Source organism: Paenarthrobacter sp. GQ52 (assembly GCF_059759005.1).
Window position 1 is genome coordinate 199,044 of the sequence record NZ_JCAXEJ010000006.1, and the last position, 23,530, is coordinate 222,573.

18 protein-coding genes and 2 tRNA genes are annotated in these 23,530 nt (G+C 59.8%); 12 read left to right on the top strand and 8 right to left on the bottom strand.

Annotated elements, in window-relative coordinates:
- Positions 1 to 4,145 precede the first annotated feature (4,145 nt).
- From AC6CH8_RS10860 to rpmH, 8 genes are all read right to left on the bottom strand, one after another.
- The gene (locus AC6CH8_RS10860; protein ID WP_498190475.1) at positions 4,146 to 5,390 is read right to left on the bottom strand and encodes a ParB/RepB/Spo0J family partition protein; all 1,245 of its coding nucleotides are present in this window, start codon (positions 5,388 to 5,390) and stop codon (positions 4,146 to 4,148) included.
- A 67-nt stretch (positions 5,391 to 5,457) separates the two neighbouring features.
- Positions 5,458 to 6,513, bottom strand: a complete 1,056-nt coding sequence (locus AC6CH8_RS10865) for a ParA family protein (RefSeq protein ID WP_402938817.1) — start codon at positions 6,511 to 6,513, stop codon at positions 5,458 to 5,460.
- Between the two features lie 87 nt (positions 6,514 to 6,600).
- Positions 6,601 to 7,251, bottom strand: a complete 651-nt coding sequence (rsmG, locus tag AC6CH8_RS10870) for a 16S rRNA (guanine(527)-N(7))-methyltransferase RsmG (protein WP_498190477.1) — start codon at positions 7,249 to 7,251, stop codon at positions 6,601 to 6,603.
- A 6-nt stretch (positions 7,252 to 7,257) separates the two neighbouring features.
- Positions 7,258 to 7,809: a Jag family protein gene (locus AC6CH8_RS10875; RefSeq protein ID WP_017199746.1), complete on the bottom strand. Its 552-nt coding sequence runs from the start codon at positions 7,807 to 7,809 to the stop codon at positions 7,258 to 7,260.
- Complete coding sequence (yidC, locus tag AC6CH8_RS10880) at positions 7,809 to 8,798, bottom strand: membrane protein insertase YidC (RefSeq protein WP_091464261.1); 990 nt, start codon at positions 8,796 to 8,798, stop codon at positions 7,809 to 7,811. The genes AC6CH8_RS10875 and yidC overlap by 1 nt, the downstream gene beginning before the upstream one ends.
- A gap of 16 nt (positions 8,799 to 8,814) precedes the next feature.
- The gene (gene yidD, locus AC6CH8_RS10885; RefSeq protein ID WP_091464264.1) at positions 8,815 to 9,300 is read right to left on the bottom strand and encodes a membrane protein insertion efficiency factor YidD; all 486 of its coding nucleotides are present in this window, start codon (positions 9,298 to 9,300) and stop codon (positions 8,815 to 8,817) included.
- Positions 9,230 to 9,640 carry a ribonuclease P protein component gene (gene rnpA / locus AC6CH8_RS10890; protein WP_091464267.1) on the bottom strand — a complete coding sequence of 137 codons (411 nt, stop codon included), beginning with the start codon at positions 9,638 to 9,640 and terminating at the stop codon, positions 9,230 to 9,232. The genes yidD and rnpA overlap by 71 nt, the downstream gene beginning before the upstream one ends.
- 41 nt (positions 9,641 to 9,681) lie before the next feature.
- Complete coding sequence (gene rpmH, locus AC6CH8_RS10895; RefSeq protein ID WP_011776797.1) at positions 9,682 to 9,819, bottom strand: 50S ribosomal protein L34; 138 nt, start codon at positions 9,817 to 9,819, stop codon at positions 9,682 to 9,684.
- A gap of 465 nt (positions 9,820 to 10,284) precedes the next feature.
- Here rpmH and dnaA point away from each other — a divergent pair, with 465 nt between their 5' ends.
- The 12 genes from dnaA to AC6CH8_RS10955 all read left to right on the top strand — a co-directional run bounded on the left by dnaA (position 10,285) and on the right by AC6CH8_RS10955 (position 23,515).
- Complete coding sequence (gene dnaA / locus AC6CH8_RS10900) at positions 10,285 to 11,703, top strand: chromosomal replication initiator protein DnaA (RefSeq protein WP_017199749.1); 1,419 nt, start codon at positions 10,285 to 10,287, stop codon at positions 11,701 to 11,703.
- 574 nt (positions 11,704 to 12,277) lie between these two features.
- A complete protein-coding gene (gene dnaN / locus AC6CH8_RS10905; protein ID WP_011772783.1) occupies positions 12,278 to 13,402 on the top strand; it encodes a DNA polymerase III subunit beta in 1,125 nt (374 codons plus the stop codon).
- A gap of 65 nt (positions 13,403 to 13,467) precedes the next feature.
- Positions 13,468 to 14,352, top strand: a complete 885-nt coding sequence (gene gnd / locus AC6CH8_RS10910; protein WP_498190481.1) for a phosphogluconate dehydrogenase (NAD(+)-dependent, decarboxylating) — start codon at positions 13,468 to 13,470, stop codon at positions 14,350 to 14,352.
- 23 nt (positions 14,353 to 14,375) lie between these two features.
- Entirely contained in the window at positions 14,376 to 15,569 is a 1,194-nt protein-coding gene (recF, locus tag AC6CH8_RS10915) for a DNA replication/repair protein RecF (RefSeq protein WP_420179536.1), read from the top strand.
- On the top strand, positions 15,556 to 16,110 hold the full coding sequence (locus AC6CH8_RS10920) for a DciA family protein (RefSeq protein ID WP_054808852.1): 555 nt from the start codon (positions 15,556 to 15,558) through the stop codon (positions 16,108 to 16,110). The genes recF and AC6CH8_RS10920 overlap by 14 nt, the downstream gene beginning before the upstream one ends.
- Positions 16,111 to 16,446: 336 nt before the next feature.
- A complete protein-coding gene (gene gyrB / locus AC6CH8_RS10925; RefSeq protein ID WP_091464274.1) occupies positions 16,447 to 18,525 on the top strand; it encodes a DNA topoisomerase (ATP-hydrolyzing) subunit B in 2,079 nt (692 codons plus the stop codon).
- A 63-nt stretch (positions 18,526 to 18,588) separates the two neighbouring features.
- On the top strand, positions 18,589 to 21,258 hold the full coding sequence (gene gyrA / locus AC6CH8_RS10930) for a DNA gyrase subunit A (RefSeq protein WP_420179537.1): 2,670 nt from the start codon (positions 18,589 to 18,591) through the stop codon (positions 21,256 to 21,258).
- Positions 21,255 to 21,971 (top strand): DUF3566 domain-containing protein, encoded by a 717-nt coding sequence (locus tag AC6CH8_RS10935; RefSeq protein ID WP_498190484.1) that lies wholly within the window; start codon positions 21,255 to 21,257, stop codon positions 21,969 to 21,971. Before gyrA ends, AC6CH8_RS10935 begins: the two co-directional genes overlap by 4 nt.
- Positions 21,972 to 22,084: 113 nt before the next feature.
- Positions 22,085 to 22,158, top strand: a tRNA-Ile gene (locus tag AC6CH8_RS10940).
- A gap of 47 nt (positions 22,159 to 22,205) precedes the next feature.
- Entirely contained in the window at positions 22,206 to 22,325 is a 120-nt protein-coding gene (locus AC6CH8_RS10945) for a DLW-39 family protein (protein ID WP_217639245.1), read from the top strand.
- A 70-nt stretch (positions 22,326 to 22,395) separates the two neighbouring features.
- Positions 22,396 to 22,471 (top strand) — tRNA-Ala (locus AC6CH8_RS10950).
- Positions 22,472 to 22,606: 135 nt separating this feature from the next.
- Entirely contained in the window at positions 22,607 to 23,515 is a 909-nt protein-coding gene (locus AC6CH8_RS10955) for a DMT family transporter (RefSeq protein WP_091464279.1), read from the top strand.
- Positions 23,516 to 23,530 lie beyond the last annotated feature (15 nt).

Consider the following 23,530-nt stretch of genomic DNA (forward strand, 5'->3'; position numbering starts at 1 on the left):
TCGCACTATTTGTCGTTTCCCTACCACCCAATAGAGCACCAGCTATTGGTTCGCAAGGATCAAAGGTGATCAGGCCCTTGCAGCATTTGTTGAGTCATTTGGCTTCGTAGTGCGCAGGAAGATGAGCCGCCCTGAAGTTCGCTGCGCCAGCCCACAACTAGAGTGGCGTCGTCCGCGACGGGTGAGCTCCGAGTTCGCAGTCGGCACGCAGGCCACCCACGAGCGAGCCCGTGCAAATTCATCTCCGACCCGCACCCGACTGGCTCGCCCCGACGCAGAAGGAGACATCCATCGAGGCATCGTGTCGCACCCACCAATGCAGGCAGGACTATTGTTGGCGCTACACCGACAATTGCTTCGGGCGACTCAGAATTGAATGACACGTATATAACCACTCCACTGAACGCGAAAGGCCATTGCCGACTGCGGCCAGCAAACCCGGGCGGCACACAAGCCCCCATCATCATCGAAGCTGAGCGGCTAGAGCCTGGCGCATCCACATCGCCTCGGCGGGCACCGTGCTGCGCTATTCAGGGCTCATGAACCTCTGGATGCCCCATCGGAAGCCTTGGCAATCCTTGGGTCACCTTCGGCTGTTTCACGTGAAACAACGAAGAGGAATGCGGAACGTTTCACGTGAAACAGTGTGGGTTCAAGTCGTCGTGCGTGAATGCAGGTGGAAGTCGCAAAGCAGGAGGTCTCATAATGACCGACATGAATGACGCCGGTTGCCAAAGCCTGACCGAGACAGGAGTCGATGCTACTTGATTCTTTGGGCCCGGGGAGACAATGGGCGCGGTCAACTGCGTCTTGTCAGGAGACCGTGACGCATGAGATTGAACTTGCTGCTTGCATACGATCGACCACTTAGTTCAGTCATCCCTGCGCATAGGCCCGTAGACATCGGATGAATATGCCGAGCTGAATGCTGTTCTCCCATTGAACGTCATGGAGTGTGGCGCAGGCACAGGAGACGAAGCTCCGCGTGAGCACGTCCTATTCAAGTGACGATCGCAACTCGACCCGCCTTCCGCAGAGAGGGAGGTCATAAGCCCTCGTCGTCCACGCAGATGCAGTGCACTCAAGTGCCTCCTGCACCAAAGCCAACCAGGGGGAGGCTTAGGAGTTAGGCGGCGACAGCGGTAATTATCCACCGACTTATGCACAATGTTATCCACAGGCTTATCCACCGCTCATGACATTGCCCACATTTGACTTACAAGTGGATATCGCAGTCGCAGATACGTGGAATAGGTGAAGACCGTGGTGACCTGAAGAGCAGATACTGGGGTTGGCCGATCCGGAAGCGCCCAACCCGGGTCGTAGCCCGCTAAATCAATGAAAATTGGGCTCACTGGACAATATGGGGCGCACTAGTTGCACTGACCGATCACAGATCACGACATATTGAGCATCTCACGATCAATAGGCCCCTCCGCTGGATCCCTGGACCTGCAGGAGGACCAAGGCGGTCAATGCGAATCCCTTGGCAATCCACAGAGTTATCCCCAACGTTTTCCACATGGTTATCCACCGACTTATCCACCGCAGCCTCCCGGCCTCCGAGGGCACCCGCACTGCCTCGAACAGAACCCCTACAGCGCCGTTTCACGTGAAACAAGACAGCGGCACCTCTGTGTGTTGCGGGGGCTTCCGGCTCCGTGTGTCAGGCTCTAACAATAGGCTCTGCTTCCGGCCGGAGGCTCTGGACTTGGATAGTGGTGATCGAGCCTCTCAGGCTATAAAGTCAGTTCTCCAACATCAGACCAATCGTGTGCTTCATCACTGTGACCTGCAGTGTCCTTACCTACGCTGCACAGATCCAACTGCTTCAACATCTCCCGGCCCTTTGTAATGGATGCAGGGAACGCTGTAAGGGACTATCCCTGGTGTCATAGCGTTGCTTGACCCACTATGAGTCCCAGCTAAGTCGTGCCGCCCTCGGGAAGCGGTTAGACATCATTTGCCATATTTCCCCAGGATCTCGGCAGACTTTGATTGGGGACTCACTATCCGCGCCGACACCGGAGTGCCCTGCACCTCTTTAAAGGAACTACGAAGACCAATCCACGCCGAAGTCGAATCCGCGCCGAAGAGCACGTTTCACCCGCAGGCGTGCCCAGCCGCCATCTTGGAGCCCCAATACACCCTTGAGCAGCTGGCGGCGAAGGCCCTGCTGTCTAAGGCGGCAGGGGCGCATCAGCTCCTGAGGGAGGACAGCCCGTTCCAATGAAGGAAAAGGCCTAGGTAGGTGTAGGGAAACGACTCAGCGGAAGTAGATTCTCCGCTGCTGAGAAGCATTGGCAGACTACTCTTCCGCTGCCAGCCCTCGGCAACCTGCGCGTCCCACTGCATCTCCGAGGACGGGCCCGAGAAGGGGGTCCGGGGGAGAAATAGCGTTCTCGGCTATGTAACCCCCCCCCAAACCCTTCCTGAACGATTCTCGGCTGCCTGTACGGCCGTTAAGCGTCTCGGCACGCTGGAAAGCCCGGCGGCAAGGCGTTCTTCCCAGAACAACTCACCCATTTGGGAATGTGGGCATTGAACCGAAGGTCCATCAGAAGGGCAGGCCCAAGGCGATGGATGGGCGCCGACATGGGACCGGTTCGGGGTCCTACGCATATGACGCGTTTGGAGCCCCCATTCCAAGGAACTCGACACGAGGCAACAGCCATCCTGTCCCTGGCGAGGTGAACACGAATGTTGCCGCCTCCACGGCCGGGTACCTGTCAAGGCATCGCACGTCAGCGAATGGAGACTTTCTGGGCGCGCTGCGCAGAAGCAACCCACAGGCTTCGCAATGGCGAGGCGGCAAATGCTACGTCGCCAGGCTGTTACATGAACGCACCCGACGTGCGCATTGGTTTTTCATCTGTAGCCGAAGCAATGTGGAGAAGGGTCGAGTAACAGAGCACTGTTTCACGTGAAACGGTCGCAGAATAATCACCTTGCGTTCCGATATCAGGAGAATTCACGCTGCCGGGCGCGTCCAAGACCGTAGCAGGACCACGCACGCATATGCCGCTCGTGCATGACCGAAGCTACCCATGTCGAGGCGCACACTCCTGCCGTCTAATAGCTGCGTTTCACGTGAAACATAACAATTCCCTGCGTGCGCCCTCACTTCGAATGCTAGTCGCCCGCCTCAGCGCAATACCAACGCTGGTTCGCGAGGGGACTCCGAACCCAAACCTCGCTGATCCTTGCGCGCGAAATATCACCCTGCTTACAGCTTCAGATCACATCCAGCGAAGGAGGATCCATGATTGAGCCGTCCCTCTGTTGTGGAAGGGAACCAATGCAAATCCCTATAGAAACGAGGCCGTCAGTTATAGCCCGTATCCTGCCTAGTCTCTGGAACGGCGACTCAGAAACCTCCCAACTATGTCCTTGACTGCCATAGGTCCCGATGTCACGGCCATAAACGATCAGATAAACACCAAATTTCCCGGAATGAGCCGGGAAACCCCAAAAGGAACATGCCGAAGCAGACCAAATACCTTGGGGGGCCTACCCGACCGCACGTTTCACGTGAAACTAGCCGTCTTGTGGACACCGCTATTCTTATAATTTCGAAGATTGGTCTCAGCTACGTCGTTCGATTTATCCTGACAACGTACTCGCACAGGGCCCGGTGTCCGTGGCTATCCGAAGCCGATGGAACTCCACCTATTCGCCGTGCTTCGAGACGACGACCCAACTCCCGAATGCGCGAATAGGGACCCCAACCTTTCCACCACACTAGTGTTGCCACTGAGGAAGCTGCAGAACGGCAGTGGGTCACGGATCTCCCGTGCTGCCCGGATCGGATGGGAAGACCGTAGTATTGCTGGCGAAACCTCGGAAATGTGGAGAGAAGTCAGCGTACCAACTCCAAGCTAGGGCCACTCGGGGGAAATTCGTGACAGTGGTGACCTGGTTGTCCGATTGCATCCTCGGTGAACCAAGCGGCAACACGCACACGACAACTAGGCGCTCGTTCGGCTCAGCTCCCGCATTGCATCAAGCAGACACGTGGTTTCACGTGAAACACGGAACCTAACGGAAGTCGCAGGATTTTGACGAAAACCGTGCATGACTTGATGAGCTTAACAGCAAATGGGACCCACATGGCATATGTGAGCCCCATTCATCGATAGTTGTATTTAGTCCTCTGCGCCAGGGCCCAAGACATCCATAATGCGGTTGAGATCCTCAACGCTGGCGAACTCAATACTGACGCGTCCCTTGCGTGCACCCAAAGTGATTTTCACGTTTGTGTCCAGACGGTCCGAGAGCGATGAAGCGAGGTAGTCCAACCGTTCGTGCCGGGCGTTGGGCTTCGGGATGCTGCTCTTGGCCGGCGTAGTGGGATCCTGGTAGAGAGCAACTGATTCTTCGGTGGCACGGACGGACATACCCTCCGCCACGATCTTCTGAGCCATTCGTTCCATAGCCGCAGCATCGGGGAGTGCAAGCAAGGCCCGAGCATGCCCGGCGGACAAGACACCCGCGGCTACTCGGCGTTGAACCAATGGTGGAAGCTTAAGCAGTCGCAGCGTGTTGGATACTTGCGGACGGGACCGACCGATCCTGTCTGCGAGCTGTTCGTGCGTGGTGCCGAAATCCTCCAGGAGCTGCTGGTACGCTGCTGCTTCTTCCAGCGGATTCAGCTGGCTCCGATGCAGGTTTTCCAGAAGGGCATCACGGAGAAGGTCATCGTCGGTGGTATCACGGACAATCGCAGGGATCGTTTCGAGTCCCGCGGCTTGCACTGCACGCCAGCGACGTTCACCCATGACCAATTCATACGGTTCTCCACCCTTTTCGGTTGAAGTACGTACGACAATTGGCTGGAGGACCCCGATTTCCCGCACGGAGTGCACCAGCTCGGCCATGTCGTCTTCATCGAAGACCGAACGAGGCTGTTTGCGATTAGGGTGGATGTCCCCGACGGGGATCTCAGCAAACCGCGCTCCAGGGACTTCCACCAGCTCCACGTCGGCTGCGGAGCCCGGGGATGCGGCGGCAGGCGCGGCTGCGGAGCCCGGGGATGCGACGGCAGGCGCGGCGGCCGCCGTCGTACCTGCTACGTCTGAACCTGGCTTGCTAGCGGCGGGAGCACGCGAAGCGGAGGGTTTCGAAGCCGACCTTGCCGACGTCGATGTCTTTGTGCTGGAGGACTTCGTCGCCGAGGCCTTGGAAGGCGATTTTGCAGGAGACGGTTTTGAATCAACAGCATCCGATTGCTCAAGCGCGGGTTCTACCGTCGCAGGCTCCTCGGCTTTCCGGGCCTCGGGAAAAAATAGATCCACGGGCCGGGACGGTGCGGTACCGTTCCCTTGGGCCGCGGCCGAGCTAGGAATGAGAGCCCCAAGACCCCTGCCGAGGCCCCTTCGCTTTTCGCTCATTGATTCATCCCTCCGATGGAATAGCCGAGCACGGACCGGCCCAAGCTGTTGCAGTGTTTCAAGAATTCTAGCGTTCAGCTATTTCGGCGGCGGCTTCCATGTAGGAAAGCGCGCCGCTCGAAGAAGGATCGTACGTCATGACTGTCTGCTGATAGCTCGGAGCTTCAGAGATGCGTACCGACCGAGGAACTACAGCGCCCAGAACCTGCTCGGGGAAGTGTTGGCGTACTTCGGATGCAACCTGCGCAGCCAAGTTCGTGCGGCCATCGTACATGGTCAAGAGAATGGTGGAGACAACGAGGTCTGCATTCAGGTGTTTCTGGATCATCTCGATGTTCTTGAGCAATTGGCTCAGGCCTTCCAGAGCGTAATACTCGCACTGGATGGGAATCAGCACCTCACTGGCGGCGCAGAAGGCGTTGACTGTCAGCAGCCCCAGGCTGGGAGGGCAGTCGATGAAGATGAAGTCCAGCCGGCCCTCGCCATTGTTCTCCCGCTCCTTGGCGTACACGTCAATAGCACGGCGAAGTCGCTGCTCGCGGGCAACAAGTGAAACAAGCTCAATCTCGGCGCCGGCCAAATGAATGGTGGCGGGCGCGCAGATCAGGTTGGGTATGTCAGGGCACGGAGCTACAACTTCCTTGAGCGGAAGATCGTTGATGAGCACATCGTAGATGCTGTCTACGTCAGCGTGGTGCTCAATACCCAAAGCTGTAGAGGCGTTGCCCTGGGGGTCGATGTCGATCACCAACACGTTGAGACCGGCAGACGCCAAGGCGGCAGCAATGTTCACGGTAGTGGTGGTCTTACCCACGCCGCCCTTTTGATTGGAAACCGTGAAGATGCGGGTTTTGTCAGGCTTGGGCAGTTCCCGGCCGATCAGCCGTTCGCGGCGTCGGGTTTCGTTAGCCAACTGGCGGGCGATGGGACTCGAATCATCGATGGAATCCATGACGTTACGCACTCCATCTGAGACGGTTTCACGTGAAACGGCAGCGTTATCAACCGAATCAGTTCGCACTATTGCGGACTGGAGAGATGCAGAGGGTGTAGCCATGGCCCGCGCGGACCCCAAAGACATAAACGGGGGAATTCGCTGCGTGGAGGTTTCACTACTACCCACTGGTCACACTCTCACTCTCATTCGGCGCTTGCTGCCGTTCTCTAGCCTAACCGCTCGACCGCCGACACGCGGGAAACCGAGCGGGACCTACGCCGTCTTTCCGGGCTTGTTGACGATGATCCTCACCACGGTGGTGGGTTCCTCCAAAAGTTCCTGTCCACAAACCACAACTGACGTTTCCACGCCCCCAAGCTTGCGGATGATCTTCTTTGCCTTCTCGATCTCTTCCGCAGCGCTGCGTCCCTTGATGGCCACTACTTCACCATGACCATTCAGGAGAGGGATGGTGAGACCAGCCAGATTGGAGAGGGCAGAAACAGCCCGTGCTGTAACGACGTCAGCATCCACCATTCCGACCGCGAGCTCAGCCCGGGTCCTCATGATGGTGACGTTGTCCAGGCCGAGGTCATCCACAACCTCCTGGAGCCAGATGACGCGTCGCTCCAGTGGTTCAATCAAGGTCAGCTCGAGATCAGGGCGGGCAATTGCCAGGCAAAGGCCCGGAAGGCCCGCGCCGGACCCGACGTCAGCAACATGGCTGTCTATGGCAATGGCGGACTCAATTACTGCACAGTTCAGGACGTGACGACTCCAAAGGCGCGGAATCTCACGGGGACCTATCAGTCCGCGTTCAGTACCTGACGTAGCCAGATGTTCCACGTAGCGCTTGGCAAGATCCAAGCGCTCCCCAAAGATTTTCTCTGCCGCTTCCAGTTCAGCTGCCGTGATTTCAACCATGAGCTGCTAGTCAGCCGAAACGACGATGTGGCGGCCGGCGCCTTCGCCCTCGGACTCGGAGACGAATCCGAGATCAGCAACGGCGTCGTGGACGATCTTGCGCTCATAAGCACTCATCGGCTCAAGGGCAACCGTGCCGCCATCAGCCTTGACCTTCGCCACAGCATCCTCGGCGATCTGCTGAAGTACGCCGGCGCGTTCCTTGCGGTAGCCATTGATGTCCAGGACAAGACGTGAACGGCTTTCGGTGGCCGAAAGGACCGAAAGACGGGCCAGTTCCTGCAGGGCTTCCAGAACTTCTCCATCCCGCCCCACGAGACTATCCAGCGCTGCTGACTCTTCATCAGCACCGATGGAGATGTATGTGCGCCCGTTGCGGACCTCGATGTCGATGTCGCCGTCAATGTCGGCGATATCCAGGAGTTCTTCGAGGTAGTCGGCGGCGATGTCGCCTTCCTCTTCCAAACGGCTGGCCGTCTTGGACTGCGTCTCTTCCTGCGAGTCCTCTTGGTCTTCGGTCACAGCGGTCATTGCTTCTTCGGTGCTCTCGGCAGACATTACTTCTTCTTCCTGTTCTTACGTTGTGGCTGGACGCGCTGGGCCCTGATTTCGGCGGCTGCCGCAGCGGCAGCTTCGGCTTCAGCGGCAGCGTCCGCGGCGGCGTTCTTCTTTCCACCCAGCAGCGGGGGCAGGCCCTTAGCGGCACGGCGCTCTTCCAGCGCCTTGGCTGCGGGGGATCCCGGCGTAGGCATACGGCGGATAACGAAGAACTGCTGGCCCATGGTCCAGAGGTTGGTGGTGGTCCAGTAGATGAGGACACCGATCGGGAAGTTGATGCCACCGATACCGAACACGAGCGGCAGGATGTAGAGCATCATCTTCTGCTGGCGCATGAACGGGCTGGCCATGGCCTCTTCGGACATGTTCTTGGCCATGATCTGCTTCTGGGTGATGAACTGCGACGCCGTCATGGCGATGATCATGATGATGCTCAGAACCCAAACAGCCACAGCACTGTTGCCACCACTGGGGTCACCGTGAAGGAGCGAAGCGGACAGCGGCGCACCAAAGATGCTGGACGAATCGAACTGAACTACCTGCTCGTGACTCATGGCACCGACGCCCTGGCCCTGCTTGGCGTTAGTGGAGATGCCCGACAACACCTGGAACAGGGCGAAGAAGAACGGCATCTGGATCAGCATCGGCAAACAAGCCGAGAACGGGTTGGTGCCGTGCTTCTTGTACAGCGCCATCTGTTCCTGCGCCATGGCCTGGCGGGACAGCTGATCGGTCTTGCCCTTGTACTTGGTCTGAAGTTTCTTCAGGTCCGGCTGCAGCAGCTGCATGCCGCGCTGCGCTTTGATCTGCTTGACGAATACAGGAATCAGGGCGGCACGGATCACCAACACGAGGCCAATGATGGACAAAGTCCACGTCCAGCCGTTCGCGGCGGGCAGCCCAATGAAGCTCAGTCCCTCGTGGAAGCCAACCATGATGATTGACACCAGCCACTTGAACGGAAACATGATTGTTTCAAAGAAGTCCATACGATATCCCTATTCGTTAGGCCGCCGAGCGGCCTTCTTCATCAGCCTGAGCAGCCAGGAACTGGTCCGGATTGTTCAGTACAACAATTGTGGGCGTCCGGCCTTCAGGCCAATGACGGTGACCGGCGGGGACATGGTCCACTCCACCGGCGTTCCAAGGGTGACATTTCGCGAGCCTTTTCGCTGCGAGCCAGCTGCCCTTCACGGCGCCATGCACCGTCACTGCTTCCAAGGCGTAGGCCGAGCAGGAGGGGAAGAAACGGCAAACCTGGCCGTACAGGGGCGAGACGACCTTACGGTACGCCTTCAGCAAGAGAATGAGGATGTTGCGGGGCAGCTCCCAGAGGAACGTGCCTACCGCCGCCGGAAGGCTCCCATGGGGAACCTTCCCGGAGGGGTCGCTTGAGGAAGGAACGACGGCGGTGCTTATGTCATGCACGCGGTGTCCCTTCCGTTGTGGTGCCGTTGTGTTCGGTCGAAGCGTTGCGTGGAGCTGAGCCACCCAATCGCTTCGTCGTCACTGCCAGTGCGGCGTTGTAGTCCGAGAGCAACTGCTCCCAGCTGGCTGTTGCAGCTGCGGGCAGCGCCCGGACTACTACCGCCAGACCCGTTCCATGCGTATGCAAGGACAGTGCGCCTGCTTCTCTCAGTCTCCTCTTAACGAGGTTCCTGGTCACGGCGTTCCCGACGGCTTTGGAGACAATGAAGCCGATTCGACTCGGCTCCCCGGCCTCTATAGAGGCCGTATATAACACTAAGTTCCGGCGTCCATTGCGGACGCCGGAACGTACAGTTGTTGAAAAGTCGGTAGACGTCCGCAGACGGTTAGGGGTGGCTAGCACCGTCGAACCTGCAAAAAGACCCTGACCGACAAGTCAGTTATTTACGCCGACAGTTCGACGCGGCCCTTGCCGCGACGGGCAGCCAGGATGGCACGGCCGGCACGGGTGCGCATACGAAGGCGGAAGCCGTGCTTCTTGGCCCGACGGCGGTTATTCGGCTGAAAAGTCCGCTTGCTCACGTTAGTTACTCCAGTGGATCAAAGGTGCGCCCACCCGATCAAAAAAGGGGAAGAACTGGCCGACGCTAAGTTTTGTATGTGCCTGCCGCCGTTGCCTCCCGCACGGTGAACGTACGGAGTTACAACTGATCTCAAAAGCGGACACAAAGGACTTCACAACGTTAGGGCAAAAAGGGACCCACAGTCAAACCGGGAGCCTGCCGCGGAGGTATCCACAGCTGTGTCCAACCGCAGTTCGCAGCCTGTGGATGAAGTGGCTCACAGGCCGCTTTTGAGAACCACAACGGTGTAATTATCCACAGGCAACTTCCCAGCTATCTTCTAGCGATTCCATCCCCTAGAGTGGCTCAGTAGCCCAATGTCCACCCGCTGTGTATAACTCTGTGGATTATCGCCCAGAACAGCGCCGCCGGAGACACTTCGGCTGCCAGCAACGCCGGCAAGCAAGTATTTAGGAACTGATTGATGACAGTAGACGAAGCCAACCACGCCAACACTGTCGGAAGTTCCTGGCGCAGGGTGCTGAGCCTCATGGAACAAGACGACCGGGTCTCACCCCGTCAGCGCGGTTTCGTCATCCTCGCCCAGGCGCAGGGCCTCATCGGTTCAACCCTGCTGGTGGCCGTTCCCAATGAACTCACCCGCGAGGTCCTTCAGACGCAGGTCAAGGACGCCTTGGACGATGCCCTCCGCAATGTCTTCTCGGACGACATCCGCTGTGCAATCGACGTAGACACCGATCTGGTGCCCGTCCACGCAGAGCCCGAACCCGCCGTCGAGCTTTCCGCAGTATCCGACTTCGCCGAACCGAAGCCGCAGCCCACGCCGCCGAGTACCTCGCATGAGTTTGGCCGACTGAACCCGAAGTACATCTTCGATACTTTCGTGATCGGTTCATCGAACCGCTTTGCCCATGCGGCCGCAGTGGCCGTGGCTGAAGCTCCGGCGAAGGCCTACAACCCATTGTTCATCTATGGCGATTCAGGTTTGGGCAAGACCCACCTGCTTCACGCAATCGGACACTATGCCCGCCGGCTCTACAGCGGCATCCGGGTCCGCTACGTGAACTCGGAAGAGTTCACCAACGACTTCATCAACTCCATCCGCGATGACGAAGGCACCAGCTTCAAGACCACGTACCGCAACGTGGACGTGCTCCTGATCGATGACATCCAGTTCCTGGCGGGCAAGGACCGGACCCAGGAAGAGTTCTTCCACACGTTCAATGCCCTGCACAACGCCAACAAGCAGGTTGTCATCACCTCCGATCAGCCGCCCAAGATGCTCGCCGGCTTCGAAGACCGTATGACGTCCCGTTTCGAGTGGGGCCTCCTGACGGATATCCAGCCCCCTGAACTGGAGACCCGTATCGCTATCCTTCGCAAGAAGGGCCTCAGCGAGGGTCTCTCCGCGCCGGACGATGCCTTGGAGTACATCGCTTCCAAGATCTCCAGCAACATCCGCGAACTTGAAGGCGCGCTGATCCGCGTCACGGCGTTCGCGAGCCTCAACCGCCAACCTGTGGACGTGGCTCTCGCTGAGATGGTCCTGAAGGACCTCATCACCGACGACGGTGCCCAGGAGATCACGGCGAAGCAGATCCTGGACCAGACAGCTGACTACTTCAAGCTCAGCATGGAAGAGCTCTGCAGCAAGTCCCGTACACGCACCCTGGTGACGGCCCGGCAGATTGCCATGTACCTGTGCCGCGAGCTGACGGACATGTCCTTGCCGAAGATCGGACAGGAGCTCGGTGGTCGTGACCACACCACCGTTATCCACGCAGACCGCAAGATCCGCGAGCTGATGGCCGAGCGCCGTGTGATCTACAACCAGGTCACGGAGCTGACCAACCGGATCAAACAGCAGCAGCGCGACTCCTGAAATCCACATCGCGCCCGGCACTACATACCTTATTAACAGGTGCATGTGGATAAGCCTGTGGATACTTAAGGGGACAAGCGCGGTTAATGGGCTTAAAACCCTTAAGCCATCTGTGGATCGTTAAAAACCGGCCTGGGAGTTGTCCCCATCCACACCCTGTTTAAAACCCAGTTAACGCACAATCCGTGAACAGGGCTTAACCGCGAAACGACGCGGCGAGATCGGGTTATCCACAGTTTCCACAGCAGTTATTAACACTACGAATCCCAAAAAATTGAAATCCCTCAAATAACAATCTCGTTCTGCCACCCATCCCGCCCCGCAAACGACAGACCAAGAGCCAGGCCGTAGCCGGCCTGGACTATCCACATACGAGGGGGCCTGCCCGACGGGGATGGGTTAATCCCGGATCTTCCGGCTAAGCTGTCAGCAGCGCTCCCATCCTCGGGTCTGCTTGTAGTTCGCTAAGTGCGGACCATGCAGGTTCCGGTGCCGGACTGCGAAGATTTAGCGGCCTCCAAGCAGGAAGCCGCAGCTACTACATGGCAGCAGCAATGAAAGGCGGCACCCTTCCGTGAAGTTCAGAGTCGACCGCGACGTCCTGGCAGAAGCCGTTACGTGGACCGCGCGGTCGTTGTCTCCGCGGCCGCCCGTACCCGTGCTGTCCGGCCTCCTCCTCAAAGCCGAGGCAGGAACCGTTAGCCTGTCCAGCTTTGACTACGAGACCTCAGCTCGTTTGGAAATCCCCGCGGATATCGCTGTTGAGGGCACCATCTTGGTTTCCGGGCGCTTGTTGGCAGACATCTGCCGCAGCCTTCCGTCGGCTCCTGTGGAAGTTGAGACAGATGGCAGCAAAGTCACTCTCACCTGCCGCCGAAGCAGCTTCCACCTGGCCACCATGCCCGAGTCCGAGTACCCGGCACTTCCGGCACTTCCTGCGATCAGCGGTACCTTGCCGGGCGACGCTTTCGCCCAAGCCGTATCCCAGGTGATCATTGCAGCAAGCAAGGATGACACCCTGCCGATCCTCACCGGCGTCCGCATGGAGATCGAGGATGACCTCATCACGCTCCTCGCCACGGACCGCTACCGCCTGGCCATGCGCGAGGTCCCGTGGAAGCCTGTCACCCCGGGCATTTCCACCAGCGCACTGGTGAAATCCAAAACCCTGAACGAAGTGGCCAAAACCCTCGGTGGCAGCGGCGACATCAACCTCGCGCTTGCTGACGACGACAGCCGCCTCATTGGCTTCGAAAGTGGTGGACGGACCACCACTTCACTTCTGGTGGACGGCGACTACCCCAAGATCCGTTCACTCTTCCCGGACTCCACGCCGATCCACGCAACAGTCCAGACCCAGGAACTCGTCGAGGCCGTTCGCCGTGTCTCACTTGTGGCAGAGCGAAACACCCCGGTCCGTCTTGCCTTCACCCAAGGACTACTGAATCTCGACGCCGGTACTGGTGAAGATGCTCAGGCTTCCGAGGAGCTGGAAGCCCAGCTTTCCGGTGAAGACATCACCGTTGCCTTCAACCCGCACTACCTGGTTGAAGGCTTGAGCGTCATCGAAACCAAGTACGTTCGATTCTCCTTCACCACCGCCCCGAAACCGGCCATGATCACGGCCCAGGCTGAAGCAGACGGCGAAGACCAGGATGACTACCGCTACCTAGTGATGCCGGTCCGCCTTCCCAACTAGCTGCGAGCCAATTGGCCCCAGCCCGGTACCGTCTCCCGCCACCTCCACAGAAAAGAGTTCACACTGTGCACATCGGACTGATCGGCCTCGGAAAAATGGGTTTCAACATGCGGGAACGCATGCGGAACGGTGGCATTGAGGTCACAGGTTTTGATCGCAATCCCGACGTCACGGACGTCGGGTCAGTTGATGAACTCATCGCTGCATTACCCACTCCTCGGTTGGTGTGGGTAATGGTTCCGTCCGGTGCCATCACGGATGCTGTCGTAACGGAGTTGGGCGAGAAACTCAGCCCCGGTGACTTGGTCATCGACGGCGGCAACTCACGATTCACGGAAGACCAGAAGCACGCTGCTGCACTCGCAGAAAAGAGCATCCGCTTCGCGGATTGCGGTGTATCTGGCGGTGTTTGGGGCCTCCAGAACGGTTACGGCCTCATGGCAGGCGGCGCCGACGAGGACATTCAACTGGCCATGCCGGTTTTCGATGCACTCCGTCCCGAGGGCGAACGGGCAGACAGCTTCGTCCACGTTGGTGGAGTTGGTGCCGGCCACTACGCCAAGATGGTTCACAACGGCATAGAGTACGGCCTCATGCAGGCGTACGCCGAGGGCTACGAATTGCTGGCTGCAAAAGACATCGTGAAGGACCTTCCGGGGACTTTCCGTGCGTGGCAAAAGGGCACGGTTGTCCGTTCGTGGCTCTTGGACCTCATGGTCAAAGCCCTCGACGAAGATCCGGGCTTGGCCTCGATCGATGACTATGTTGAGGACTCCGGTGAAGGCCGTTGGACCGTGGAAGAAGCAATCGCCAACGCAGTGCCCGCACCTGCAATCACGGCCGCACTCTTTGCCCGCTTTGCCTCCCGCGAAGACAATTCACCTGCCATGAAGATGGTTTCCGCACTACGCCACCAGTTCGGCGGACACGCCACCCGTCCGGCCAACTAGGCCGCAGGAGTCCTGCAAACGGCGTGTACCTCGAACATCTTTCGCTGACGGATTTCCGAAGCTATGCACAGGTCGACCTGAAACTCGGCCCCGGCGTGACGGTCTTGGTGGGTTCCAACGGAATCGGCAAGACCAACCTCATGGAAGCCATCGGGTACCTGGCGACGTTGAGTTCCCACCGGGTCAGCACGGACGCTCCGCTTCTTCGCTTCGGCACGGAGCGCGCCATGATCCGGGCGAGGCTCGTCCGTGGCGAGCAGTCAACGGTCATCGAGCTTGAGATCAACTCCGGGCGGGCGAACCGGGGACGTATCAACCGCAGCAACCCGGTCCGTGCCAGGGACATTTTGGGGATCTGCCAAACAGTGTTGTTCGCGCCCGAGGATTTGGCGCTGGTCAAGGGCGATCCTTCGAACCGTAGGCGCTTTCTGGACGAGCTGCTGGTGAGCCTCGTTCCGCGGCACGCCGCAACCCGCAGCGACTACGACCGTGTGTTGAAGCAACGCAATGCGCTGCTGAAATCGGCCCGTGCCGGCAAGTTCACCGCCGGGCATGAGGCAACCCTGGATGTCTGGGATCAGCACATGGCCCGTGCCGGCGCGGAACTCCTGCATGCACGCCTGGAACTTGTGGAGCGCTTGCGTCCCCACCTGAACAGCGCTTATGCCCAACTTACTGATGGTTCCAAGGACGCTGGAGCCGTCTACCGCTCAACCATTCAGGGCGCACTTGACGACGACGGCGGGCCGGCCGAGCAGGGAACGGAGCCTTCGGCGTCGGTTGATGACCTCCGGGTGCTGTCTGTTGATGAACTTACGGAGCGCTACATCCAGGCCTTCGCAGCCTCCAGGAAAAAGGAACTCGAACGCGGTATCTCCTTGGTAGGTCCGCACCGCGACGAACTGGAACTCGTGCTGGGGCAGGCCCCCGCCAAGGGCTATGCGTCCCATGGTGAAACGTGGTCCATGTGCCTGTCACTGCGCCTGGCCTCCTACTATGTGATGCTGGATGACGCCCGGACCGGTGGCACTGCGCCCATCCTCATCCTGGACGATGTTTTCGCCGAACTCGATGTCCACCGGCGGCGTAAACTGGCAGCAATCGTCGCCGGTGCTGAGCAAGTACTGGTGACTGCCGCCGTCGATGCCGATATCCCCGAGGAGCTGGCCGGACGGCGCGTAACCGTTGTTCCGGGAGGCATCGATGGCGAAGGATAGCCACGACGGACTTCAGCCCGGCCGTGAGCCGGATGAGATTGACGCTGCCCAAGCGGCCTTAAACCGGATGCGCGAAGCCGCAGCTGCCCGCGGCGAAGTACGGCAACGCGCGCCGAGGCCTGGATCCGCTCCGAAACGCAAAGGGCTGCGGGATACCAGGGGCTTCACCCAATTCCACGGCAGCGGCCGTGATCCCTTGGGACTTGGAAAAGTAGTAGGTCGTTTGGTGGCCGAACGCGGTTGGACATCTCCTGTGGCCGTCGGCTCGGTCATGGCGGAGTGGGAGACTCTGGTTGGGCCGGACATCTCCGCTCACTGCACGCCCGAGAGTTTCACCGACACCACGCTCCACGTTCGTTGCGACTCCACGGCCTGGGCTACACAACTGCGGCTGCTGAGCACCAGCCTCCTGGAGATGTTCCGCAATGAACTGGGAGAAGGAGTGGTAACGAGCATTCAGGTGCTTGGACCTTCAGCTCCAAGTTGGCGAAAAGGCGGACGCAGCGTTAACGGTCGCGGACCGAGGGACACTTACGGCTAAACGGCGTGCAGGGCGTTTCAACGCCCCCGAGTCGTATAGGCCCCCGTCGGGACCACCATAGGGCCACTGAAGATAGGGCCAGCGGTCTCCTACGGCCATATTCAGCTCTCGGCTGCCCCCGTATTTGCAAGGATTCACGCGTTTCCACGATAGAATTGGCGTAGATCACTGAGCGCCGGTGAAACGTCGTCGGGTCCTGAATCCACTCCTGTGGCATTGGGGACCCCTTCGTCGGACTAATCGGCGCAATCAGTCACGTGCCCGTTGGCGGCCGCGGTTCGCCGTGGGCAGCTCCGGGAACGGCCGACATCGAGTACAGAGGAGTCGAAAGCGCCTGTGGCTAACGACAATGCAGAGACCTTGGCAGTAGAGCCCGAAGAGGAGACTGTTCCCAAGCCTGACACGCCCGCGGAGGCGCCCAGGGAGTACGGTGCCAGCGATATCACCGTGCTGGAAGGTCTCGAAGCCGTGCGCAAACGCCCCGGCATGTACATCGGCTCAACCGGTCCCCGCGGCCTGCACCACTTGGTCTATGAAGTGGTGGACAACTCTGTTGACGAGGCCTTGGCTGGTTACTGCAGTCACATCGAAATCACGCTCCGCGCTGATGGTGGAGTCCGCGTTGTGGACGATGGCCGCGGCATCCCCGTGGACATTCACCCGACCGAGGGCAAGCCCACCGTTGAAGTGGTCATGACCATCCTGCACGCCGGCGGCAAGTTCGGGGGCGGCGGCTATGCCGTTTCCGGTGGTCTTCACGGTGTTGGTATTTCCGTGGTCAACGCCCTGTCGCGCCGGGTTGACACGGAAGTCCGCCGCCAGGGTCACGTTTGGCGTATGACCTTTGCCGACGGCGGCAAGCCGCAGGGCGAACTCGTCAAGGGCGAGGCTACTGACGTTACGGGGACGTCCCAGACGTTCTACCCGGACGGCACCATCTTCGAGTCCACCGAGTTCGACTTCGAGACGCTGCGTGCACGTTTCCAGCAGATGGCCTTCCTCAACAAGGGCCTGCGGATCACGCTGACGGATGAGCGCCCGGTTAACCGTGACGGGGACGACGATCTCGATCTGGATGCCGTGGCAACGGAAGGCGAAGTCGCAGCCGAGCACCGCACAGTCGTTTACCAATACCCGGACGGGCTGTTGGACTACGTCAAGCACCTGAACTCGAGCAAGAAGGTTGAAATCGTCCACGAGGACGTTATCGCTTTCGAAACCGAAGACACTGAGCGGCACATCGCCGTCGAGGTTGCCATGCAGTGGACCACCGCTTACTCGGAAAGTGTCCATACCTACGCAAACACGATCAACACCCATGAGGGTGGAACGCACGAAGAAGGCTTCCGCGCCGCGATGACCTCGCTCATTAACCGCTATGCGCGGGAGAAGAGCATCATCAAGGAAAAGGAAGACAACCTTACCGGCGATGACATCCGTGAAGGTCTGACGGCCGTTATCTCGGTGAAGCTTTCCGAGCCGCAGTTCGAAGGCCAGACCAAGACCAAACTGGGCAACTCCGAGGTAAAGGGCTTTGTACAGCGCGTTGTCACGGACCAGCTGGGTGATTGGCTGGAGCGGAATCCCGGACCCGCCCGCGATGTCATCCGTAAGGCCATTTCGGCTGCCCAGGCACGCATGGCTGCCCGCAAGGCCCGTGATAACGCCCGCCGGAAGAGCCCGCTGGAGTCCTTTGGCATGCCCGGCAAGCTCTCTGACTGCTCTTCCAAGGATCCCTCACGTTGCGAGGTCTACCTTGTGGAGGGCGACTCGGCCGGTGGTTCTGCCAAGCGTGGCCGTAACCCTGAGACCCAGGCCATCCTGCCGCTGCGTGGCAAGATCCTGAACGTTGAGCGTGCCCGCCTGGACAAGGCCTTGGGCAACGCTGAAGTCCAGTCAATGATCACCGCCTTCGGAACGGGTATTGGCGAGGACTTCGACATCTCCAAGCTTCGGTATCACAAGATCGTCCTGATGGCAGATGCAGACGTAGATGGCCAGCACATCACCACGCTGCTGATGACGCTGCTGTTCCGCTACATGCGTCCGCTCATCGAGAATGGCTACGTGTACCTGGCCCAGCCGCCGCTGTACAGGATCAAGTGGTCCAACGCCGCCCACGACTACGTCTACAGCGACCGCGAACGCGATGAAACCATCCGCAAGGGTGCCAGCATGAACAAGCGACTGCCCAAGGACAACGGCATCCAGCGCTACAAGGGCCTGGGCGAGATGGACTACACGGAGCTGTGGGACACCACCATGGACCCGGATCGGCGCACCCTGCTGCAGGTCACCATGGATGACGCACTGGCTGCCGATCAAACCTTCTCCGTCCTGATGGGCGAGGACGTCGAATCGCGCCGTAACTTCATTCAGCAGAACGCCAAGGACGTCAGATTCCTCGATATCTAGGGGCCCACAAGGGCAACTGAATATTCCAGAACTGACATATACCTGAAACGGAAACCTTAGATTATGAGTGACGAAACTCCCGAAGTCCCGGCGGAATCCAACGCTGACGACGTCATCCTCGAGGGCGATGTGCTGACCGACCGCGTGGAACAGGTGGACCTGCAGACGGAAATGCAGCGGTCCTACTTGGACTACGCCATGGCCGTTATCGTCGGCCGCGCCCTCCCGGATGTCCGTGACGGCCTTAAGCCGGTGCACCGCCGCGTTCTGTACGCAATGTTCGACGGCGGATACCGCCCCGACCGCTCTTTCAACAAGTGCGCCCGCGTTGTGGGCGACGTTATGGGTACGTACCACCCGCACGGCGACATGGCGATCTACGATGCCCTGGTCCGCTTGATCCAGGACTGGACCATGCGCTACCCGCTGGCACTCGGCCAAGGCAACTTTGGTTCGCCCGGCAACGACGGTGCTGCTGCACCGCGTTACACCGAAACCAAGATGGCCCAGCTGGCGATGGAAATGGTCCGCGACATCGACGAGGAAACCGTCGACTTCCAGGACAACTACGACGGCAAGAACCAGGAACCCACCATCCTGCCGGCGCGTTTCCCCAACCTGTTGGTCAACGGCTCCTCAGGTATCGCCGTCGGTATGGCCACCAACATTCCGCCGCATAACCTCCGCGAGGTTGCCGAAGGCGTCCAGTGGGCGCTTGAAAACCCCACCGCCACGCGCGAAGAGCTCCTCGAAGCGCTGCTGCTGCGGATAAAGGGCCCCGACTTCCCCACGGGCGCCACCATTCTTGGCCACAAGGGCATCGAAGACGCGTACCGAACCGGCCGAGGCTCCATCACCATGCGGGCCGTGGTCAACGTGGAGGAACTCCAAGGCCGCACGTGCCTGGTGGTAACCGAGCTCCCGTACCAGGCCAACCCGGACAACCTGGCCATCAAGATTGCCGAACTGGTCAAGGACGGCAAGATTTCCGGCATTGCTGACCTCCGCGATGAAACCTCCGGCCGTACCGGCCAGCGCCTGGTGATTGTGCTGAAGCGCGATGCCGTGGCCAAGGTTGTACTCAACAACCTTTATAAGCACACGCAGTTGCAGGACAACTTCTCGGCGAACATGCTGGCAATTGTCGACGGCGTTCCGCGCACCTTGAGCCTTGACGCCTTCATCCGACACTGGGTTGCGCACCAGATGGACGTCATTGCACGCCGCACCCGCTACCGCCTGCGCAAGGCCGAGGAAGAGGCGCACATCCTGCGCGCACTCCTCAAGGCACTGGACATGCTGGACGAGGTCATTGCCCTCATCCGCGCGTCCAACACCACAGAGGCTGCCCGTGAAGGCCTCATGGAACTCTTGGAGATCGACGAACTCCAGGCCCGCGCCATCCTGGACATGCAGCTGCGCCGTCTGGCCGCACTGGAACGCCAGAAGATCCAGGACCGTCACTCTGAGCTCGAGTCGATGATCGAGGAATACAACTCGATCCTTGCTTCGGAGGAGCGGCAGCGCCAGATCATCAGTGAAGAACTCGCAGAGATTGTGGCCAAGCACGGCGACGACCGCCGCACCCACATCCTGATGGGTTTCGACGGCGACATGTCCATGGAGGACTTGATCCCCGAAGAGGAAATGGTTGTCACCATCACCCGTGGCGGCTACGTAAAGCGCACCCGCAGCGACAACTACCGTTCGCAGCAGCGTGGCGGCAAGGGCATCAAGGGTGCACAGTTGCGTGGCGACGACGTTGTGGAGCACTTCTTCGTCACCACCACGCACCACTGGTTGCTGTTCTTTACCAACCTTGGACGCGTGTACCGGGCAAAGGCTTACGAGCTGGCAGAAGCCGGCCGCGATGCCAAGGGCCAGCACGTTGCCAACTTGCTGGCGTTCCAGCCGGATGAGCATATCGCCCAGGTCCTTGACCTGCGGGACTACCAGCAGGCTCCCTACTTGGTGCTGGCCACCAAGAACGGTTTGGTCAAGAAGACACGGTTGGAGGACTATGACACCAACCGTACGGCCGGCGTCATCGCCATTAACCTGCGCGATGAGGACGAACTTGTCTCGGCCCAGCTGGTCAGCGAAACCGATGACCTGCTCCTGGTGTCACGCAAGGGCCAGTCCATCCGCTTCACGGCCACCGATGATGCTTTGCGTCCCATGGGCCGCGCCACGTCCGGTGTGACCGGTATGAAGTTCCGTGAAGACGACGAACTGCTCGCCGCAGACGTCGTCCAGGACGGATCCTTCGTGTTCATCGTGACCGAGGGCGGCTACGCCAAGCGGACCGCAGTGGACGAATACCGTCTGCAGGGCCGTGGTGGCTTGGGCATCAAGGTGGCCAAGCTTGCTGAAGACCGCGGTGACCTCGTCGGCGCACTGATCGTGCAGGAAGAGGACGAGGTCCTGGTGGTCATGGAGGGTGGCAAGGTGGTGCGCTCGGCCGTGACCGGCGTCCCCGCCAAGGGCCGCGACACCATGGGCGTCATCTTTGCCAAGCCGGACAAGAATGATCGCATTATCGAGGTTGCGCGCAACAGCGAACGCGGCTTGGAAGTAGAAGAGTCAGAGGACGGACTCGACGATGACGTAACGTTGGCTGCAAACGACGGCGCCTCCGAGGCGACCGTGACGGACGAAACGGAAAACGACGCAGACCCGGAAATCGAAACGGGCGCGGAGCTGAACGAAGACAATACCGGAGGTAACGAGTGAGTAATTCCGACTCATATCCCAAGCCGAGCACAGGTGTCCCCGGCGGACTCCGGCAGCCCTCGGGCAGCGCACAGGCAGGAACACCTGCACGGCCCCAGCAGCGTCCCGGAACCGGTTCTTCCGGCGCCGGCGCAGCCGGAGCACGTCCCGCAGGCGGCACCAACTCCACCCAGCGGCCTACCGGTGCTCCCGGTGCTTCCGGCCAGCGTCCCGCCACCGGCGCTCAGCGTCCCGCAGGTGCTCCAGGCCAGCGTCCTACAGGTGCTCCAGGCCAGCGCCCTGCAGGCACGCCTGCCCAGCGCCCTGCCCAGGGTGGTCCCGGACTTGTGAAGCCGGCCCCGAAAGCAAAGGTCCGCCGCGCGCGCCTCCTTGTCAGCAAGGTTGACCCCTGGTCGGTGCTGAAGATGGCATTCCTGCTCTCTGTTGCGTTGGGCATCGTTACTGTCGTTGCGGCGATCGTCCTCTGGACTGTGCTGGATCTCACAGGCATCTTCAATCAGGTGGATAGCCTTCTTGGCACTTTGGCAGGCTCCGAAGGCAGTGGATTCGAACTGAAGAAGATTGCTTCGCTTGGCCAAGTGGCATCGTTTGCCACCATCATCGCCGTGGTGAACGTGATCCTGTTGACTGCACTGTCCATGCTTTCGGCCGTGCTGTATAACATTTCCGCAACGTTGGTTGGTGGCGTTGGCGTCACCCTGACCGACGACTAACGAAAATCCCCGGAAATACGCCGAAAATGGCGGAAATCATCCGGGGAAATGCCTCGATTTGAGATCGGGCCGGGATGTGCTGTACAGTCATATCTCGGCCCGATGAGGCATCGGGGCGTATAGCTCAGGCGGTTAGAGCGCTTCGCTGATAACGAAGAGGTCCCAGGTTCAAGTCCTGGTACGCCCACGGAACCGAAAGAGGTTCAGGTAAAACTGAACCGGAATGAGGTGCTTGTGAAGAAGTTGCTGGTAGTAGTGGCAGCGGCAATCGCAGGTGTCCTGGTCTATAAAAAGGCGCAGGAATCCGAAGCCCGGAAGGATGTCTGGAGCAAGTCGACCGATACGGTGGACTAGCCGAGGAGCCCGGTACGGATTGGTAAATACCAGTCCGGACATGGGGTATGATTGACGGGTTGCTTCTTATGGGGGCATGGCGCAATTGGTAGCGCACCTGCTTTGCAAGCAGGGGGTTCGGGGTTCGAGTCCCCGTGCCTCCACCATAAGAAAAGTCCCGGTCAGAAATGACCGGGACTTTTGCATTTAAGGGCCGTCCCCATATGCGTGTCATACACCAACGGGAAATGCACTGACTGCCCGGGAACTGCCGGGCCTGCCCGCCGCACTAGGGTAGATCCGTGAACCTTCTCATTGCTGCGCTCGGTGTCCTTGGCGTGGCGTCCTCCGGACCACTCATAGCGGGCACGCTCGGTGCCACTTCAGTGACAGCCTTGGCCATCGCGTTCTGGCGCAACGCTATCGGTGCCGTGGTGATGGCGGGCCCGGTTGTCATCCGGGAGCCGAAAGCGTTCGGGAAGATCACGCGGCGTGAATTCGGCTGGTCGGCTGTAGCGGCCGTGGCTCTTGCGTTCCACTTTGCGTGCTTCATTACCGCGCTGCAGCTGACGTCCGTTGCCGCCGCCACCGCGTTGGTGTGCCTGCAGTCGGGGTGGATCGCCGTTTTCCAGTTGTTCCGGGGTACGCGGCACAGGTGGCCGGTCCTCGTGGGCTTGGGCATCGCTTTCGGCGGTGTTGTGGCCATTACCGGCTTCGACATGGGTTCATCCCCGGAAGCGCTGCTGGGCGACCTCCTGGCACTCGCTGGCGGCGCCTTGGCCGGTCTCTACACGCTGGCGGGCGGCAAGGCACGCCAGTCCATGGGTACGGGAACGTACACCACCCTGTGCTACGGAATGTGCGCGGGGATAGTGGCCGTGCTGGCTTTGTTCAGCGCTCAGCCGCTCACAGGATTCGACGCCGGCGGTTGGCTTGGCATTATTGCCATCACCGTATGTGCGCAGCTGGTGGGGCACACGGCGTTCAACCACCTGCTGGCCACCATGAGCCCGTTGCTGGTGTCCATGATCATCCTGTTGGAGATTCCAGGTGCTGCCTTCCTGGCAGCCGTCTTCCTGAACGAGACCCTGCCGGCCGGCACATATGCGGGTTTGTCGCTGATCCTGGTGGGACTGGCCGTAGTGGTTGCCGGTCAGCGGCGCGGGCGGCCGGAACCGGACCAGCGCCTAGCCGGGCTTGGCACAGACTGAGGTACCGGCGTCGGG